This is a genomic window from Streptomyces sp. NPDC050759 (genome assembly GCF_044456945.1).
GTDB lineage: Bacteria > Actinomycetota > Actinomycetes > Streptomycetales > Streptomycetaceae > Streptomyces.
Genome location: NZ_JBITGI010000008.1, coordinates 46,493 through 64,555 on the forward strand (window position 1 = coordinate 46,493; position 18,063 = coordinate 64,555).

General features: G+C 69.5%; 12 protein-coding genes and 2 pseudogenes. 9 read left to right on the forward strand and 5 right to left on the reverse strand.

Going from position 1 to position 18,063, the window contains the following annotated elements; all coding sequences use genetic code 11:
- Nucleotides 1–97 precede the first annotated feature (97 nt).
- From ACIBJB_RS23650 to ACIBJB_RS23685, 8 genes are all read left to right on the forward strand, one after another.
- Entirely contained in the window at nucleotides 98–4,849 is a 4,752-nt protein-coding gene (locus ACIBJB_RS23650; RefSeq protein WP_398933094.1) for a DUF6531 domain-containing protein, read from the forward strand.
- A 62-nt stretch (nucleotides 4,850–4,911) separates the two neighbouring features.
- On the forward strand, nucleotides 4,912–5,661 hold the full coding sequence (locus ACIBJB_RS23655) for a hypothetical protein (protein ID WP_398933095.1): 750 nt from the start codon (nucleotides 4,912–4,914) through the stop codon (nucleotides 5,659–5,661).
- A complete protein-coding gene (locus ACIBJB_RS23660) occupies nucleotides 5,658–6,005 on the forward strand; it encodes a hypothetical protein (protein ID WP_398933096.1) in 348 nt (115 codons plus the stop codon). Before ACIBJB_RS23655 ends, ACIBJB_RS23660 begins: the two co-directional genes overlap by 4 nt.
- A gap of 758 nt (nucleotides 6,006–6,763) precedes the next feature.
- Entirely contained in the window at nucleotides 6,764–8,353 is a 1,590-nt protein-coding gene (locus ACIBJB_RS23665) for an NAD(P)-binding domain-containing protein (RefSeq protein ID WP_398933097.1), read from the forward strand.
- A gap of 8 nt (nucleotides 8,354–8,361) precedes the next feature.
- A complete protein-coding gene (locus ACIBJB_RS23670; protein ID WP_398933098.1) occupies nucleotides 8,362–9,462 on the forward strand; it encodes an alpha-hydroxy acid oxidase in 1,101 nt (366 codons plus the stop codon).
- Nucleotides 9,459–10,850 carry a cytochrome P450 gene (locus ACIBJB_RS23675; RefSeq protein WP_398933099.1) on the forward strand — a complete coding sequence of 464 codons (1,392 nt, stop codon included), beginning with the start codon at nucleotides 9,459–9,461 and terminating at the stop codon, nucleotides 10,848–10,850. Before ACIBJB_RS23670 ends, ACIBJB_RS23675 begins: the two co-directional genes overlap by 4 nt.
- A 13-nt stretch (nucleotides 10,851–10,863) precedes the next feature.
- On the forward strand, nucleotides 10,864–12,144 hold the full coding sequence (locus ACIBJB_RS23680) for a cation:proton antiporter (RefSeq protein WP_398933100.1): 1,281 nt from the start codon (nucleotides 10,864–10,866) through the stop codon (nucleotides 12,142–12,144).
- Nucleotides 12,135–13,871, forward strand: coding sequence for a thiamine pyrophosphate-dependent enzyme (locus ACIBJB_RS23685; protein WP_398933101.1), 1,737 nt, complete (start codon nucleotides 12,135–12,137; stop codon nucleotides 13,869–13,871). The genes ACIBJB_RS23680 and ACIBJB_RS23685 overlap by 10 nt, the downstream gene beginning before the upstream one ends.
- 293 nt (nucleotides 13,872–14,164) lie before the next feature.
- Here the strand turns inward: ACIBJB_RS23685 and ACIBJB_RS23690 are convergent, their stop codons facing one another.
- The 3 genes and pseudogenes from ACIBJB_RS23690 to ACIBJB_RS23700 form a co-directional block, all read right to left on the reverse strand.
- The gene (locus tag ACIBJB_RS23690) at nucleotides 14,165–14,926 is read right to left on the reverse strand and encodes a DUF2993 domain-containing protein (protein ID WP_398933102.1); all 762 of its coding nucleotides are present in this window, start codon (nucleotides 14,924–14,926) and stop codon (nucleotides 14,165–14,167) included.
- A gap of 33 nt (nucleotides 14,927–14,959) precedes the next feature.
- On the reverse strand, nucleotides 14,960–15,670 hold the full coding sequence (locus tag ACIBJB_RS23695) for an LAETG motif-containing sortase-dependent surface protein (RefSeq protein WP_398933103.1): 711 nt from the start codon (nucleotides 15,668–15,670) through the stop codon (nucleotides 14,960–14,962).
- 151 nt (nucleotides 15,671–15,821) lie between these two features.
- Nucleotides 15,822–16,045: pseudogene (locus ACIBJB_RS23700) on the reverse strand (peptidoglycan-binding protein); the annotation flags it as partial.
- A gap of 564 nt (nucleotides 16,046–16,609) precedes the next feature.
- On the opposite strand from ACIBJB_RS23700, the gene ACIBJB_RS23705 reads away from it, so the two are divergent.
- A complete protein-coding gene (locus ACIBJB_RS23705) occupies nucleotides 16,610–17,008 on the forward strand; it encodes a DUF4440 domain-containing protein (RefSeq protein ID WP_398933104.1) in 399 nt (132 codons plus the stop codon).
- A 161-nt stretch (nucleotides 17,009–17,169) separates the two neighbouring features.
- On the opposite strand, the gene ACIBJB_RS23710 is transcribed toward ACIBJB_RS23705, so the two are convergent.
- Complete coding sequence (locus ACIBJB_RS23710; protein ID WP_398933105.1) at nucleotides 17,170–17,400, reverse strand: hypothetical protein; 231 nt, start codon at nucleotides 17,398–17,400, stop codon at nucleotides 17,170–17,172.
- Nucleotides 17,397–18,061 (reverse strand): annotated as a pseudogene (locus ACIBJB_RS23715) (response regulator). The gene ACIBJB_RS23710 and the pseudogene ACIBJB_RS23715 overlap by 4 nt, the downstream one beginning before the upstream one ends.
- Nucleotides 18,062–18,063: the final 2 nt, after the last annotated feature.

Consider the following 18,063-nt stretch of genomic DNA (forward strand, 5'->3'; position numbering starts at 1 on the left):
CAGCAGACACATTCGAATCCGAAACGCTATTTTAGTAGGTGTCTCATGGCGAGGAAGTGGCCGTTGTTGATGGAGAGTTGACGGGGGAGTCGCAGTCATGGGTGTGGTGCTGCCTGGGTGGGCGGATGAGCTGCTGGACCTGATCGGCGTGTCCTGGCCGAATGTGGACGAGGACGACTACCGGCAGATGGCAGATGCCATGCGGGAGTTCGCTGACGACATCAAGGACGGCACGGCGACCGCCCATCAGGGGATCCAGGCGCTGGTCGCTTCTTCCGGCGGCTCGTTGGCCGCGGAGGCGCTCGATGCCCATTGGGGGAAGATCCGCGGCAAGCATCTGGAGAACCTGGCCGAGTGCGGCCGGCTGGCGGCGACCGCGCTGGACGGTGTGGCGGTGGTCATTGAGGGCGCCAAGGCCGCGGCCGTGGTCCAACTGGGCATCCTCGCAGCGGAGGTCGCCGCGGCCCAAGCCGCGGCGCCCCTGACGTTGGGGCTGTCGGAGTTGGGCGCGCTCGGGGCCACCCAGGCAACCCGGCTGATACTGAAGCGCCTGTTCAAGGAGGCCGCCGAGCAGGCCGCCGAGCAGGTGGTCGGCTTGGCGCTGGCCCCGGTGGAACAGGCGCTGGGTGCCATGGTCGGGGACCTCGTGGTCCAACTGGGCGGCAACGCCCTCGGAGTGCAGAACGGTGTCGACCTGAGCCAGACCGCGCGGGCGGGCAAGACCGGTCTCAGCGAGGGGGCCGACGCCACCAAGGGCCAAATGAAACTGGCCAGCGCCGGCGGAGGCGGAGGCAGTGGCGGTGGCGGTGGCGGTGGTGGAGGGGCGGGTAGTGGTTCGTTCACTTTCGACCCCGATGAGTACGACCGGGCTTCCACCAGTCTGACCAGCGCGGGGGGCGTCTTCCGCAACCGAGCCGGGGGCAGGATCGGCAAGGCCAAGGGCCACTACGGGCGTACGAAGGGCAAGGACGCGATCGCCGATACGGCGAACGCCGTGCTGGACAAGGTGATCGACGGCATCGAGGAGGCCGTCAAGAAGTCCGCCAAGCACCTCGACGACAGCATGACGCGCGGTCTGAAGCAGATGGCCCGCAATCACCAGGACAACGACCGTGGTCTCGCCGACCACTTCGACGGCCTCCGCAAGGGCGGCGACGGCAGCGCAGGGTCCCCCAAGTCCGGCCCCGGCACATCCCTGGCCTCCACAGGGACGGGAACGGGGCCGCGCGGCGGCGACTCGTCGAGCCCCTTGCGGGACGGCGCGGGCGGCGACGGGCTGGGGACCGCACAGCCGGCCAACGGCCGCTGCAAGGGCGGCGACCCGATCGACTTGATATCCGGCGAGATGATCCTCACCGAGACCGACGTGAGTCTGCCCGGTCTGCTGCCCCTGGTCGTCGAGCGCACGCACGTGTCGTCGTACCGCTGCGGTCAGTGGTTCGGCCGTTCCTGGGCCTCCACGCTCGATCAGCGGCTGGAGGCCGATGGCGACGGGCTCGTCCTGGCCGCCGCCGACGGCATGCTGCTGGTCTACCCGGTTCCGCGCCCCGACGAGCCGGTCCTGCCGGCCCACGGCCCCCGCTGGCCGCTGACCTGGGACGGCACACCGGGCGGGGAGATCCACGTCACCGACCCGGCCACCGGTCACACCTTCCACTTCGCTCCCATCCCGGCGCCCGCCCCCGGCACCCCGGCCGCCCACCGGATGACCCTGCCGCTGTCCGGGGTCTCCGACCGCAACGGCCACCGCCTGGAGATCGACCGCACCGAGTCCGGCACCCCCGTCGAGGTCTGGCACAGCGGCGGCTACCGGATCGCCGTCGACACCGACGACAACCGGATCACCGCGCTGCGGCTGCTCGACACCGAGGACGGCGGCCCCGAGGGCACGGCACTGCGCCGGTACGGGTACGACGTGCACGGCGACCTCGTCGAGGTCGTCGACGCCTTGGGCCACGCCGCCCGCTTCACCTACGACGGCAACGGCCGCATCGTCGAGCGCACCGACCGCAACGGCGGCTGGTACCGCTGGGAGTACGACAGTTCGGACCGCTGCGTCCGCGGCACCGGCGCCGACGGCTTCCTCTCCTGCACCCTCGACTACGACCTGCTCGGCCGCGCCACCCGGTACACCGATTCCCTCGGCCACACCACCGTCTACCGCTACGACGAGCACCGGCAGCTGACCGGCTGGACCGACGCCGAGGGCAACACCGTCCACCGCACGTGGGACGGGCCGGGGCGCCTTGCCTCCGTCACCGATGCCCTGGGCCGTATCACCCGTTACGAGTACGACGACGCCGGGAACACCACCGCCGTCGTCCGCCCCGACGGACACGTCATGCGCGCGCTCTACGACGACCTCGGCCTGCCGGTCGAGATCACCGAGGAGGACGGCGCCACCTGGCGGTACACCTACGACGAGCGGGGCAACCGGCTCTCGGCCACCGACCCGGCCGGTGCCGCCACCCACTACAACTACGACGAGCAGGGCAGGCCGACCGCGATCACCGACGCCCTGGGCCACACCCGCCGGATCGCGGCCAACGCGGCCGGACTGCCCGTGGCGCTCACCGACGCCCTCGGCCACACCACCACCGTCGAGCGGGACGCCTTCGGCCGCGTGCGCACCTTCACCGACGCCGACGGCCGCACCGAGAGGTTCGGCTGGACGACGGAAGGCCGGCCCGCCTGGCGCGAACTGGCCGACGGCGCCCTGGAGATGTGGGAATGGGACGGTGAGGGCAACCTCGTCGCCGCCACCGACCGGGCCGGGAACACCTCCTGCTTCACCTTCACCCACTTCCACCTCCCCGCCTCCCGCACCACACCCGACGGCGTCCGTCACACCTTCCACCACGACACCGAACTGCGCCTGACCGGTGTCGCGGCCCCGGCCGGCCGCGTCTGGGAGTACGCGTACGACGCAGCCGGACGCCTGATCCGCGAGAGGGACTTCGCGGGCCGTACCCTCACCTACCGGCCCGACCCGACCGGCGCGCTCGCCGCCCGCACCAACGGCGCGGGCGAGACGACTACCTACGTGCGGGACGTCCTGGGCCGCCCCGTCGAGGAGCACCGCGCCGACGGTGTCAGCACCTTCTCCTACGACCTCTCCGGCGCCCTGCTGCGTTCCGCCAACGCCACCACCACCGTGGAGCACACCTACGACCTGCTGGGCCGCAAGCTGTCCGAGACCGTCAACGGCCGCACCACCACCTGGGCGTACGACGTCCTCGGCCGCCGCATCGAGCGCCGCACCCCGTCGGGCACCGTCTCCACCTGGAGCTATGACGCCGCGGGCCGACCCACCGCCCTGGACACCGAAGGCCACCGGATCGACTTCACCTTCGACGCCACCGGCCGCGAGATCCTGCGGGGCCTGGGGCCCGGCCTCAGCCTCACCCACGACTGGGACACCAACGGCCGCCTCGGCGCCCAGCAGCTGTCCCACGGCGAGCAGCTGCTGGAGCACCGGCGCTACAGCTACCGCCCGGACGGATTCCTGACCGAGATCCAGGACCTGACCGGCAGCAGCCGTCGCTTCGACCTCACCCCCGCCGGGCGGGTCACCTCCGTCCACGGCACCGGCTGGAGCGAGTCGTACGCCTACGACACCGCCGGCAACCTCACCCGCGCCGCCCGGCCCGGCACCGACCCGGACGCCACCACCGGCGAGTACGACGGCAACCGGCTGCGCCGCTTCGGCCGTACGACCTGCGAGTACGACGGCAACGGGCGCCTGGTCCGCCGCCACACCCGCCTCCTCAACGGCCAGACCAAGACCCACACCTACACCTGGGACAGCGACGACCACCTGACGGGCACCACGACCGCCGACGGCGCCCGCTGGGTCTACGAGTACGACGCAGCGGGCCGACGTACCGCCAAGCGGCGGCTCGACACGGACGGGCACGTCGCCGAGGAGACCCTCTTCGCCTGGGACGGCACCCGGCTGTCCGAACAGACCACCCAGGCGGGAAGAACCACCACCTGGGACTACCACTCCGGCACCCACCGCCCGCTCACCCAGCTCGACCGGCACCCCGCAGCCGACCCCCGCTTCCACGCCGTCGTCACCGACCTGTCCGGCGCGCCCACCGAACTCGTCACCCCGGACGGCACCGTCGCCTGGCGCGGCCGCACGACCGTCTGGGGGCTGCCCCTGCCCGCCGCCCCGGACAGCCCGGCCACCGGTGCCACCGACTGCCCGCTGCGCTTTCCCGGCCAGTACGCCGACGAGGAGACCGGCTGGCACTACAACTACTTCCGGCACTACGACCCGGAAACGGCCCGCTATCTCAGCCACGACCCCCTCGGCCTGGCCGCGGCCCCCAACGACTACGCCTACGTCGACAACCCGTTCACGATCGCCGACCCGCTCGGCCTCATGCCCGCCATCCACGGCCCGAACGGCTGGTGGATGCGCGACCCCAACGCGCCGATCATCCAGCACAACCGCGACACGGAGTACCCCAGCAGCTACCGGCAGTCCACCCACGACGCCATGGCCTCGCAGTGGACCGTGGAGGGCCAGACGCAGGGCGGCGTCCCCGTCTACCCGGCCGGACACGCCAACGCGGGCCAGCGCATCCCCCGGGACCAGCTGAACTGGTTCGACTCCAACGGCAACCCGGTCCCCAGCGACCAGCTGACCTACGAGCATGTGCACCCGGTCGTCCAGCACTGGAACCAGACCGGATACAACACCGACCGCGGCACCCGCAACGACTACTACAACGACACGAATAACCTGGTGCCCATGACCCGCAGCCAGAACTCCGCGGGCGGCGGACGGATGACGGCGACGTACCGGCAGGACACCGGACCCAACTACTCCTGCTCCTGACCCGCTCCGGCAGCAGACACACTGAGAAGCACAACAGTGAGCAACAGGAAGAGAGCCAGACGATGGACCTGACGTCGAAGGTGGCCGCCCAGCCCGGAGCCGCCCCCATCGAGGGCCTGCCCGACGCCTGGCACTGGTCACGCATGATCTTCAACTTCGACGCCGTTCTCACCCCGGACCACGAGCACCTGCTGGAGATGCGGGTCATGGGCCGATACGACGCGACCCTGGCGCAGGCCGTGCTGGCCTTCGCACGCGAGCACAGCACGGACATCACCGACAGTGGCCGGCCACTCGTGGCCCTGGGCGGATTCACCTGCCCCGGCTGGGAGTTCGACACCGTCGCGGCCGTCGGTCCCGGCGTCCACGACAACCATGCCCAGGACGACGCCGACCTCCACAAGGCCACCTGGACCCTCTTCCCCGGCTACCGCTGCGAGTTCTCCGGGACGGAGACGGAGGAAGAAGCCATCCACCTGTTCCGCCTGGCGCTCCAGCCGACCAAGCTCGACCGCGAGCGTGTCCCGTTCCTGCGGATGCGCTACACCAACACCCGCACCCAGAGCCACAGCACCGGCCCTGAGCGCGGCATCGCCCCCCTGCCCGTCCTGCTGAACGAACTGTCCCTGCTGGAGGGCGCCCCCGGCAGCTGGGTCGAGTGGGAAAACCGTCTTGGCGAGGTCCTCAAGGCCCAGGCCGACCCCGCGACCGGCCTCACCCTGCACACCGCGGCCGGCGACCGCGGTGTCACCACCGAGGAACTGCTCGGCCTCGCCGAACAGTCCGTCGTTCACGCCGGCGAGACCACGTGACCAGGATTCGGGCGAAGGCGTGGAACGGCGACACCTGGGACGACCCCGACGAGGACACGCTGTACGACCTCCTCAGCGAGCTCAACCTCGTCCACCGCTTCCTGATCGTCGAGCGGACCGACTCACCCGACCCCGGGCAGCACTACATCCAGGTGTACTTGGAGGACGACCACAGCTGCCTCGTCGAGTACCGCGACGGCGGCCCCCACGCCCACTGTCAGGCCCGCATCCCCGCCCCCTATGCCATGCACGGGCATGATCTGGCCGCCGATGTCGTCAAGAGCTGGGCACGCGACGACGACCAGTGGCGTACTGCCCTGTCATGGTCTCCACTGACTGTGTGAGCTGCCCGGAGCTTCGTGGAGCCCGATCTTGATGGTTCACGTGGAAAGGGGACACGGTCGGCTGGGCATGGCTAGAGTCAGTCCCGTCGCTTGAAATCACGTACAAACTCACTCGCTGACCGGCGACTATGCGATGATTGCCGATTCTGACCTGCGCGGATGGTTCTTTCAGATCCTTTCGGGATCGTGCCGCGTTGCATTGTCGGTTCTCCCCACGTGCTGCCCAGCGCGGCTCATCTCCCCAGAATCTCCCCACGATGGCTGCCGGATGACAGGTGTGCCGGTCACCCTTCGTGAGCGATGCCAGAAGGAGGATGCCGGTGCACTGGCGGAGGGAATGTGCCGGCGCGCAGCCCTCAGGCACCCTCGTGGGCAGATGTCCCAGAAGAGACCGCGGTGACCACGACGTTGAGGACGAACGCCGTCAGACCGATCAAGGCGGACGCGCCGCTCACGTGCACCTGTCGAATCGCTGTCATCGCCGATGCCCTGTTTCCATGGCCGCTGCCGCTGACTACCGTGCTCGTTGAGCTTTCAAAGGGAGAATCCGATGGAAGGGATTGGCATGCCCATGTCATATCGCACGGGTCGTCCTGTCCCCCGCTGCCCTTGCGGCCGTCGCCGGAAATGCTCACCCCGTCTGCGCAGCACTCCCGTTCCGACCGGCCGGCCGACCCACTACGGCTGATGCCTGGACGCCGGCTTGTCTCCCCCCACCCGTCTCCGGGCCTGCTCCGCCCGGAGCAGAAGGAGCGACCATGCACAGTGAGCGGCTCGATTACCTCGTGGTCGGCGGCGGCCCCGCCGGACTCCAGCTCGGACAGTTACTGCAGGCGGCAGGGCACGGATACCGGATCCTCGAAAGCGGCCGAGCGCCCGGAACCTTCTTCCGTACCTTCCCCCGCCACCGCAAGCTGATCTCCATCAACAAGGTCCACAACGGCACCGACGACCCCGAGCTGAACCTCCGGATGGACTGGAACTCCCTGCTGTCCCCGGACCCCGGGCTGCTGTTCGCCCGTTACAGCAAGCGCTACTTCCCGCACGCCGACGACTTGGTGCGCTATCTGGCCGACTTCGCCGAGACGTTCAAGCTGGACATCGCCTACGACACCCGGGCGGTACGGATCCGGCGCGACGAGGACGGCTTCTCCGTCACCGACCAGCACGGGCAGTCGCACCACTCCCGACGCCTGATCATGGCCACCGGATTGACCCGGCCCAACACGCCGGACATCCCCGGCATCGAGACCGCCGAGGACTACTCAGTGGTCTCGGTGGACCCGGACGACTTCATCGACCAGCGCGTACTGATCCTCGGCAAGGGCAACTCCGCTCTGGAGACCGCTGACAACCTTGTCGAGACCGCCGCGGTGATCCATGTCGCGGGCCCGCACTCGATACGGATGGCCTGGAACACCCACTTCGTCGGTCATCTGCGCGCGGTGAACAACAACTTCCTCGACACTTACCAACTCAAGTCGCAGAACGCCCTGTTGGACGGCGATGCGCTGTCCATCGAGAAGGACGACGACGGGCGCTACCGGGTCCGCTTCAGCTTCTCCCGAGCCGACGAGGTGGTGAAGGAGCTGAACTACGACCGGGTCATCGTGTGCACCGGTTTCCGCTTCGACGCCTCGGTCTTCGACCCCGACTGCCAACCCGAACTGGTCATCAACGACCGCTTCGCCGCCCTCTCCCCGGCCTACGAGTCGGTGAACGTGCCCGGCCTGTACTTCGCCGGAACCCTGATGCAGCAGCGTGACTTCAAGAAGTCCACCGGCGGTTTCATCCACGGATTCCGGTACGCCGTGCGGGCCTTGACCCGCATTCTCGACGAACGCCACCACGACCGGCCCTGGCCGCACCAGCCGCTGGACGCGACCCCGACCGCACTGGCGGACGCCGTGGTGGCCCGGGTCAACCGCAGCTCGGCGCTGTGGCAGCAGTTCGGCGTGATCGGCGACCTCATCGTCACCGCACCCGGCGAACCGGCCCGCTACCACGAGGAAGTCCCCGTCGCGTACGCACCGGAAAGCCAACTCGCCGAAAGTGGCGACTACTTCACTATCACCCTGGAATACGGGCCCGACCACGACAAGGTCGACCCCTTCGACATCACCGTGCGCCGCACCGCGCAGAACTCGGTCGACGACGCCTTCGACGCCGCGTACCTCCACCCGGTGATCCGCCACTACCGCGACGGCGAGCTCCTCGGCACCCATCACCTGGCCGAGAACCTGGAGAACGAGTGGGACCACCCCGAGGTCCACCACGCCCCGCTCTCCGAGTTCTTCGCCCGCGAACTCGACATCCAGTACCCCACCGCGGTCACGGCCGGACGGTGACGGACGCCATGATGCTGAGTGTCCAGGACTTCGAGACCGCGGCCCGCGCCAAACTCGACCCCGTCTACGCCGACTTCATCGCCGGAGGCGCACGGGACGAGATCACCGTACGAGCCAACGAGGCTGCGTTCAGCGGGCTGCGGCTGCTGCCCAGGGTGCTGCGTGGCAGTGCCGAACGGAAGCTGGAGGTACGGCTGTTCGGTGACCGGGCCGGCATGCCGATCCTGCTGTCGCCGACCGCCTTCCACAAACTGGTCGATCCGGAAGGGGAGGTGGCCACCGCCCGGGCCGCTGCCGGCGCCGGCGCGATCATGATCGTGTCCATGGCATCGACGGTGGCGGTCGGAGAGATCGCCGACGCGGCCCGCGCGGCCGGGGGCGCGAGCGTGCCGCTGTGGTTCCAGCTCTACATCCAGCCCGACCTGGAGATCACCGAGACCCTGGTCCGGCGGGCCACCGAGGCCGGGTGCAGCGCCCTCGTCGTCACCGTGGACTCCCCGGTGCTGGGCGCCAACGAACGCAACCGGCGCAACGGTTTCCACGACCTCCCGGCCGGCCTGCGCTGCGAGAACCTGCGCGACCTGCGAGACGGCGAGAGCGGCCACGTACGGCAGATCGTCATGTCCGCCGAACTCAACTGGGAGCACATCGACTGGCTCCGCCGGACCACCTCGCTGCCGATCCTCCTCAAGGGGGTGCTGCATCCCGAGGACGCCCGCCTCGCCCTGCGCCACGGCGTGGACGGGCTGCTGCTCTCCAACCACGGCGGACGGCAGTTGGACACCGTACCCGCCACCCTCGAAATGCTCCCCGAGATCACCGCCGTCGTCGCCGGACGGATCCCCGTCCTCCTCGACGGGGGAGTGCGACGCGGCACCGACGTCGTCAAGGCGCTGGCGCTCGGCGCGGCCGCCGTCGGGATCGGACGGCCCGTGATGTGGGCCCTGGCCGAGGGCGGTGAGAAGGGCGTGCGGCGGCTGCTGGAGCTGCTGCGCGAGGAACTCGACGACACCGTCGCCCTGTGCGGGGCATCCGGTCTGGACGAGCTCACCCCCGACCTCGTCCGGCCGGCCTGGTCCGGGCGGCTCTTCGGGGGAGCCGTGTCATGAGCGCCCAGGGATGGACGACCCTCGCCCTCACCCTGGCCGTGGTCGCGAGCCTGCCGTACTGGCTGCCGCGCACGGTGATCGCGCTACGGGTCCGGATCTTCGCCCGGGTCGGTGGCGAGGAGGGCATCCAGGCGCCCGGTCGGGAGGTGCCCGCCGCGGAGTTCAAGCAGGTGTACGGGCATCCCGCGGCCAACGGCCGCAGCCGGGGAGCCGCGCTGTCCGACCTGTTCTGGTACTGGCTCTCGCCGGGAGCGGAGATACACCAGGAGCACCTGGAACCCGGGCCGCGCTACGACGACGTAGCCCGGACCACGCGGCAGATCCTCGCGGGACTTTCCCGTGAGCAGTGGACGGAGTTGGTCGGCCGCTGCACCCGGCGCGTGCTCGACGAACTGGACGACACCACCGATGTGCAGCGCGTCCGGCTGCGCGACCTGATGATGCCGGTGTGGGCCGAGGTCTACCACGAGGTCGTCTTCCGCGAGCGGTGCCCGCGCTACGCCCGTGACCTGATCGTCGGCAACGCGGACGACGTGGTGAGCGCCCTGAAGTGCACCCGGCTGCGCCACATGGACCGCCGGTCCCGGCTCACCGCCTATCTGCGGGACCGGCTCGCGCACGACCCGCCACCGGTGCCGCTTCCGTCCACGCTCTCCGAGCGCGAGAGGGCGTACTACCTGCAAGGGACGTTCTTCAACACGGCCGTGGTGCAGATGTCGGAGGCGATGGCCCACCTGCTGCTGGCGTTGGCCACACACCGGCCGGTGCAGGACCGTCTGGCGGCCGGCGAGGAGGATGCCGACTTCCTGGACCGGGTGATCAACGAGACCTTGCAGCACTTCCCGCTGTTCGGTGTGGCCCACCGGATCACGTCCGATGCCATCCCCCGGGACGGACGGGACCCGATCCCCGCCGGATCGGTCCTGCTGTTCAACTACCCCGAATACCAAGGCTCGGACGGCGCGCGGTTCGACCCCGACCGGTGGCTGTCCCCGGACACCAGGCCATCCGCCTTCATCCCGTTCGGAGTTACGGCCAACCGCCCTTGCCCGGCCCGTGGCTTCGCCGTCCTGACCATGCGGGTCGCGGCCGAGGAGACGCTACGGCGGTTTCGGCTGGAGTCCTCGGTGGAGCACACCCGTTCGCTGCCCAGCCGCGGTCCCTGTCTGCTCGTCCCGCGCACCGGAGCCTTGTGGAGCCCCGTCGGCCGGCGGATCCGCCTCTCGGCGCTGCGGCTGGCCGACCGCTGGGCTGCCGTCCCGCGCAGCCTCGTCCAACTCGTCCTCGGCAGCTACATGGTGTGGGACGCCCGCCGCCAGGGGCTGTGCCGGAACTACTTCGCCGCCTCGTCCGGTGGTTCCGCCCCGTCCGTCGCCGCAGGCCGTTGAGAGGAACGCGACCATGACTCCCGTGGAGCTCGCTCCCGCCTTCTTCCTGGCCGTCGTCGTGATTCTGCTGACGTGTCGTGTGGTCGTCCTGGTGATGGGCCGGTTCGGACAGCCGCCTGTGGTCGGCGAGATGATCGCCGGGGTGCTGCTCGGCCCCTCGCTGTTCGGGCTGTTGGCCCCGGGCCTGTCGGAGGAGGTCTTCCCGCCGGAACTGAAGCCGGTGCTGTACGTGGCCGGGCAGATCGGCCTGGTCGCCCTCATGTTCGCCGCCGGATACGAGTTCCGGGCGCACGCCGGGCGCGGGCTGGCCGGTACCGCCGTCGCGGTCTCCTCGGCCGGGGTGGCGATCCCGCTGGCACTGGGCGTGGGCCTGACCCTCGTGGCCCACGGCCACGTCGGCATCTTCGTCGACGGGGTCTCGGTCTGGGTGACGGCGGCCTTCGTCGGCGTTGCCCTCGCCATCACCGCCTTCCCTATGCTGGCCCGGATCATCACCGAACGCGGGCTGTCCGGTACCCGGTTCGGCTCCCTCTCCCTCGCGTCCGGGGCCACCGACGACGCCATCGCCTGGATCCTGCTCGCGGGGGTACTGAGCGCCGCCTCCGGCGAGGCCGGGCCCGTCCTGACGGCGGTCGGCGGCTCCCTGCTGTTCGTGGCCGTCCTGTTCCTGCTGGGCCGGCGCATGCTGGTGTGGATCGTGAACCGGCCCGGACTCGGCGACGACACCCGCCTGCTGTTCACCGTCGCCGTACTGTTCTGCGCCGCCTGGTTCACCGACATCATCGACCTCTACGCCGTCTTCGGCGCGTTCTGCGTCGGGATGGCCATGCCACGCGGCGAGGCGTCCGAACGGCTGGTGCGCACCACCCAGTCCGTGACCCAGGTCGTCTTCGTCCCGATGTTCTTCACCTACTCCGGCCTGAACACCCGCTTCGACGTCTTCGCCGACCCGTCCGTGATGGCATTCGGCGCGGCCGCGGTCGTGCTGGCGGTGGCGGGCAAGTTCGGCGGCTGCTGGGCCGCGGCCCGACTACGCGGCGAGCCGGGCCCAGTGGCCGTCCGGGTCGGCGCACTGATGAACGCCCGCGGCCTGATGCAGCTCATCGCGCTCAACGTCGGACTGACGGCGGGCATTGTCAGCGAGGAGTTGTTCACCGCGCTGGTCCTCGTCGCCCTGATCACCACGGTCATGACGGTGCCGGTGCTGAGTTGGCTGGACCGCCGCGATGCCAGGGCGCAGGCGCCCGGCGACGCGGAGCCCGAGAACAAGAAGGCGGCAGCGACGTGGAGTTGAGCGGGGCACAGGCGCTGGTGGGCCAACTGGAGCGGGAGGGCGTACGCCACATCTTCGGCGTGCCCGGCGTCCAACTCGACCACATCCTGGACGCCTTGGCCCGCGCCCGCTCCGCCGGAGGACCGATCGAGTACACCACCGCCCGGCACGAACAGGGCGCCGCCCACATGGCGGAGGCGTACGCACGCACCACCGGCCGGCCCGGCGTCTGCCTGGTCGTCCCCGGTCCTGGTGTGCTGAACGCACTGCCCGCCGTGGCCACGGGATACGCCTGCTCCTCGCCGATGCTGTGCCTGGCGGCCGACATTCCGTCGCCGCTCGCGGGCCGGGGGCTGGGAATGCTGCACGAACTGCCGGATCAGGACCGGGTGTTGGCCTCGGTCACGAAGTGGTCGGCTCGCGCCGACGCGCCGGGCCGCATTCCCGGCCTGGTACGGGAGGCGATACGGCGGTCACGGTCCGGGCGTCCCAGACCCGTGGCGTTGACCACCCCGGCGGATGTGTTGGCCGCACGGGCGGAGACGGATCTGGAGGGTTCTGCCGGCGGTCGAGCGAAGGAGGACCTGGAAGGTGCTGATGTCGCCGGTCCGAGATCGGAGGATGTCCGCTCCGCCCAGTCTGCTGAATCGGAGCGGGACGTCCTCACAGAGATCGCCACAGTCCTACGAGGGGCCCGCCGCCCCCTGCTCTACGCCGGCGGGGGAGTCCTCGCCTCGCGGGCCGGCGCCGTACTGACCGCCCTGGCCGAGGAGTTGTCCGCCCCGGTCGTCATGAGCCGCAACGCGGGCGGGGCCGTCCCGTCGTACCACCGACTCGCCTTCCCCAGCCTTGCCGCACCGCGGCTGCTGCCCTCGGCCGACGTGGTCCTGGTCGTGGGCAGCCGCTTTGTGACTCCGCGCGGCACGGCCATGCCGACCGCCCACGCGGCAACCGTCGTCCTGGTCAACGCGGACCCGGCCGACCTGGGACCACCCCGCCGGGCCGAGCTCAGCGTGTGTGACGACGCCCGGACGGCGCTGGAGAGTCTGCGTGCCGTGCTGAGCACGGGCCGAGCCGGCCGAGCTGGGCTGTCCGGGCCGGAGACCGGGTGGTCCTCCGGCGAGCTGGCCGACGTACGCGCCGAGTGTGCCCGGAAGGTCGAGAGCGTGGAACCGCAATGGTCGTACGTCCGCGCTCTGCGCGAGGCGATCCCGGACGACGGGTTCCTGGTCAACGAGCTGACCCAGGTCGGCTATCTGGCCGCGGTCGGCTACCCCGTCCACCATCCCGGGACCTTCCTCACGCCCGGCTACCAGGGCACCTTGGGGTACGGCTACCCATCGGCACTGGGCGTCAAGGTGGGCAACCCGGACCGGGCGGTCGTCTCTATCAACGGCGACGGCGGATTCTGCTGGAACATGCAGGAACTGGCGACCGCCCGCAAGTACGGCATCGGGGTCATCGCGGTCGTCTTCAACGACAACGCCTACGGAAACGTACGGCGCATCCAGGCGGACGAGTTCGAGGGCCGTTTCATCGGCAGCGACCTGACCAGCCCCGACTTCGTACGGCTGGCGGAGTCCTTCGGGATCCCCGCCGTCCGCGCCGAGACCCCCGCTCACCTCACCGGGGCTCTCAAGGAATGCCTCGGCGAACAGGGACCCTCGCTGATCGAGGTACCGGTGCCCGAGATGCCCAGCGTGTGGCCGCTGCTGCTCGGCGGCTCACCCGGTTCGGTCCGGACATGAGGCCGCCGCCATCAACAGGTCGAGCACACACCGCTCCTGCACCGCCGCATCGGGAAGACCTCCCGCCGTAGCGAGTGCGCTCCTCGAGGAGGAAACGACGTACACGGTCCTCGCCAAGAGGGGCAGCTGGAGTGGTGCCGCCCGAGCTGGATCGTGATCCAGAACATGCTCTGGCACCCGGCCCATGCGCCCCTGGACCGGACGCCGAGTGAGGGTCGCGGGTGGTGAAGCACCGTCGCCGCCGCGGTTACGGCAGAGGATGATCGCCGTGGAGGACGCCATTGAGGGGCGTCTCACTGGCCGTAGCGCGACGAACCGAGCGTCACCTGGTGACCGACGAGGCTGATCTCGATGCCGTCCGCGGTGGCACGCGCCGCCGTGAAGTCGACGCCTGCCGGGAGACCGACCCGCCAGACGGTACTGGCCCTCTCGGCACCGGGGACGGTCAGGGAGAGCTCCGTTCCCTGAGCCAGGAGCGTCCCCGTGGTGTTCAACGCCGTGCCACCGGCAGTGCCCGAGACCTTGACGCGTGCCGCCTGGCCGCTCGACCCCGGTGGCTGCGAGACCTGCAGCGGGCCGCCGCTGCCGGCGAGCCGAGTCACCACACCGGACAGTTCCTTGTACGAGAGTGTCAGGGTGCCGGTGGCCAGGTTCGCTTCGGCGCTGCGCGCTGTCAGCGACGTCACCTGCACATCGCGCAAATCCAGGTGGAGACGGTCGATGTGCAGATAGCCGCCCTGCGTATTGGTCGTGGTGTCGATGGAGAACCCGCCCGCGGTCAGGGTCACGTGCCCGAAGTCGCCGTCTGCCGCCTGGGCAAGGAACGGAAAGCCCTCGATCGCCACGTCCAGGTATCCGTCGGTGGTGTTGCCATAGCCGTACTTCTGCTTCGCGAGCTGCGCGGCTTCGTCGTTCGCGTAGTGCACGGCTGTGCGATCGACCGCTATGAAGAGTGCGGCGATCACCAGGACCGCGATCACCAGCACCTTCACCCATCGACGTTTCACGCGGATCCCCCCATGTTGTTGTGTTGTGACCACGGCCCTATGGGTCACATCGCCGGCGTGTTCAGGTGAGACAGGAACCTGTCAGCGAGAACGGTGTGCCGATCGGCGACGGAGGGCGAGGACGATGCCACCGCCGGACACGACCAGCGCGGTGGCGGCGCCGGCGATCACGGTGGTGCCGGTGCCCCCGCCGGTCTCGGCCAGATCGGTGCCACTGCCTGCGGGCGATGCGGCGCTGCTCGCATCCCGCGCCGGGGTCGCGCTGCCGCTCTGCGCCGGGTTCGGCCCTGTGGTCGCGGCTGTGGAGGAGGTCGGGGAGGGGTGCGCCGATGTCGACGAGGGCTGGCCGGAAGGGACGGCTGGTGCCGAAGGGGAGCTGGAGGGCGCGCAGGTTTCGTTCGGTACGACGACCTGGGGCTGGATGTCGTCGTCGACCTGATCGCCGGCCTTGACGTGGATTCGGAAGGTTTCCCCGGCGTACCAGTCCAGGGGGGCCAGGTCCACGGTGGAGCCCTGGGCCGTCGGGTGCTCGATCGTCTTGGTGTCGACGAGCCGTTCGCCGCCGGGCATGCTCAGCTGCACATACAGGCTGACGGTGGCCGGGGTGCCGGAGGAGTCCTTGTCGGTGACGCGGATGACGCCATGGCCGCCCGTGTCGCACACGGCCGCTGCCGAGAAGTCACCGATGCTGCACGCGAGCGCAGTGTGGGCGGCACCGAGGGCGAGTGCGGCCGCGGCGGCCGACGTGCCGATGACGCGTGCTGCTCTGGCGGTGTGCTGGGAAAGGGGCATGCTCTGTCCTTCGTGGGTCGACGGCACGGCGCTGCCGAGCCTTCGGAAGCGGTCCGGGCGGGTGAGAAGCAGGCCGGAGCCGCAATGGGTTCGGATACGAGGACTGCGTGAGCGGTGAGAAGGCGCCGCAGGCAGCCGGGCGAAATGCGCTTCAGCCGGTGATCGCGGCGGGCGCGTTCCAGGCGTCCCGGTCGACGGTGATGGTGCAACCGCCGCGGGTCTCCTTGCCGTTGACCATGTACTGGTGGCCGCGGCTGTGGTTGGTGAACTTGTGGAGCTCCACGGCCAGTCCGCGTCGGTGGTGTACTGCTTGTCCGACAGTGCGTACCAGAGGTCGCCCGGCAAGCGGGAATTGCCGGCCGCGGTGGCGATGGCCTACGACGGCGACGCCCGCCGTCGCCCAGGCGGCGTAGCGGCACTTCTTGGACAGCCGATGGCTGGACATCCCCACCCCAATTCGCGATCACGGCATTCGGCACCCGGGCGGCGCACCGGCCGAAAACGATGTGTGCTCCGACGTGGCAAGACCGCCGCACTGACGCGCCTGACCGTCGCCGCCCCGCCCCACGCGGTGTGGCAGGGTTCTTCCGTCATCCCGGGCGCCCGGAGCGGATCGCACACTAATCGGCATCGACCCCGTGATCGGGAAACCGCGTCTCTTGATCACCACAAGATTCCCTCAAGGCACGGCAAATCCCCGAAATAGGAAGCTGTTTTGACCAGGCTTTGAGCTCGTAACACGATCATGGTGAAGGGTTGTTGAGTCGTCTCCAGCAGATCAGTCCGCAGGCCCAGGAGACTATGGCGTTGTGGAGGCCGAGCCGTCTGCCGGCGGACTGCGAGGCGCTTGAACTGGCGCGTGAGGGTCTGCCTCGACGACATTCGGCAGCCCGTCGAGACCGACGATGTCCGCCACCCCTTCGCTGTTACTGTCGCGCCATGTCCAAGATCGAGATAGACGTCGTGACCGCCGAGTTCTTCGATGCCTTTGACAACCGGGGCGGCAAGGCTGCCGACGTGGCCCGGATCCGCCAGCTGATTCTTCCGGGTGGCGTGATCGTCAAGACCGGCCCGGAGTTCACGGTCTACACCGTGGACGAGTTCATCGAGCCTCGCCGGCGGCTGCTGACCGACGGTCGGCTGGTCGAGTTCTCCGAGTGGGAAACCTCTGAAAGGACAGAGATCGCGGGCGATATCGCGTCGCGGTTCGGCGAGTACCGCAAGTCCGGGATCTTGGATGGTGAGCCGTTCGAGGGAGACGGGACCAAGACCATCCAGTTCGTCCGCACCTCCGAGGGCTGGCGGATCGCAGCGTTTGCCTGGTATGACCAGCCCTGACCGCGGGGCGGTCCGGCTGCGGCTTATCAGCTTGGGTTGATGTGGTGCATCGCACCGGCCTCAATCATCCTCGTTCGGCACGGCATATCGAGCACCTTGACAGCCAGGTCGCCCCCCGGAAACGTCGCGTGGACACAGGGCGCTATGACCTCGCAACACGATCATGATCGGTGCTTCTTCAGCCGCCTCCGGCAGATGAGGGCGCAGGCCAGCGTGGCCGGCAGCGCGAGCAGAAAGGTGAGCCACGGCAGACGGCGGCGCAGCGTGAGGGAGACGGCGGCGAGCAGGGCGCAGGCCAGGCGGCCGCGCTCCTCGGTGTCGACGTGGACCCAGACGTCCAGCAGCGAAACCACGATCAGAGTGGCGTCCAGCAGCAGGGGGCGCGTTCTCATGGGTGGTGCTCCTGCTCCTGCGGCCTGAGCAGGCCCGCACGTTCGGCGAGCAGGGCGGTCTGGACGCGAGTACTCACCTCCAGTTTGGCGAGGAGAGCGCTGACATGGTCCTTCACGGTGCCGGTGCTCAGATGCATACGGCTGCCGATGTCGGTGTTGGACAGGCCCTCGGTGATGAGGACGAGGACACGGCGCTCACGATCGGTCAGTCGCCCCACGACCTCGGCGGCCGCCTCCCAACGGCTCCCCGCCAGGTAACCGTCCACGACCGTGCGGGTGACCTTCGACGACAGCACGACACCGCCGTCGGCCAAGGCGCGGACAAGGTGCGGCAGTTGCTCGGGGTCGGTGTCCTTGAGGAGAAACCCGGCAGCCCCCGAGCGCAGGGCTGTCGCCACGTACTCGTCCATGTTGAAGGTGGTGAGCATGGCCACCACGGGCGGGTCCGACAGCAGGCGAAGATCGGCGAGAACCGTCAGCCCGTCGACGTCCGGCATCCGGATGTCGAGCAGCACGACCTCCGGACGCAACTCCCGCACCGTGCGGACCGCTTGGCCGCCGGCACCGCTGCCACGACCTCGATGTCGTCCGCGGTGTTGAGAATGTGCGTGAAGCCCATACGGATCAGAGCCTCGTCGTCGACCACCACTACCCGGATCACCT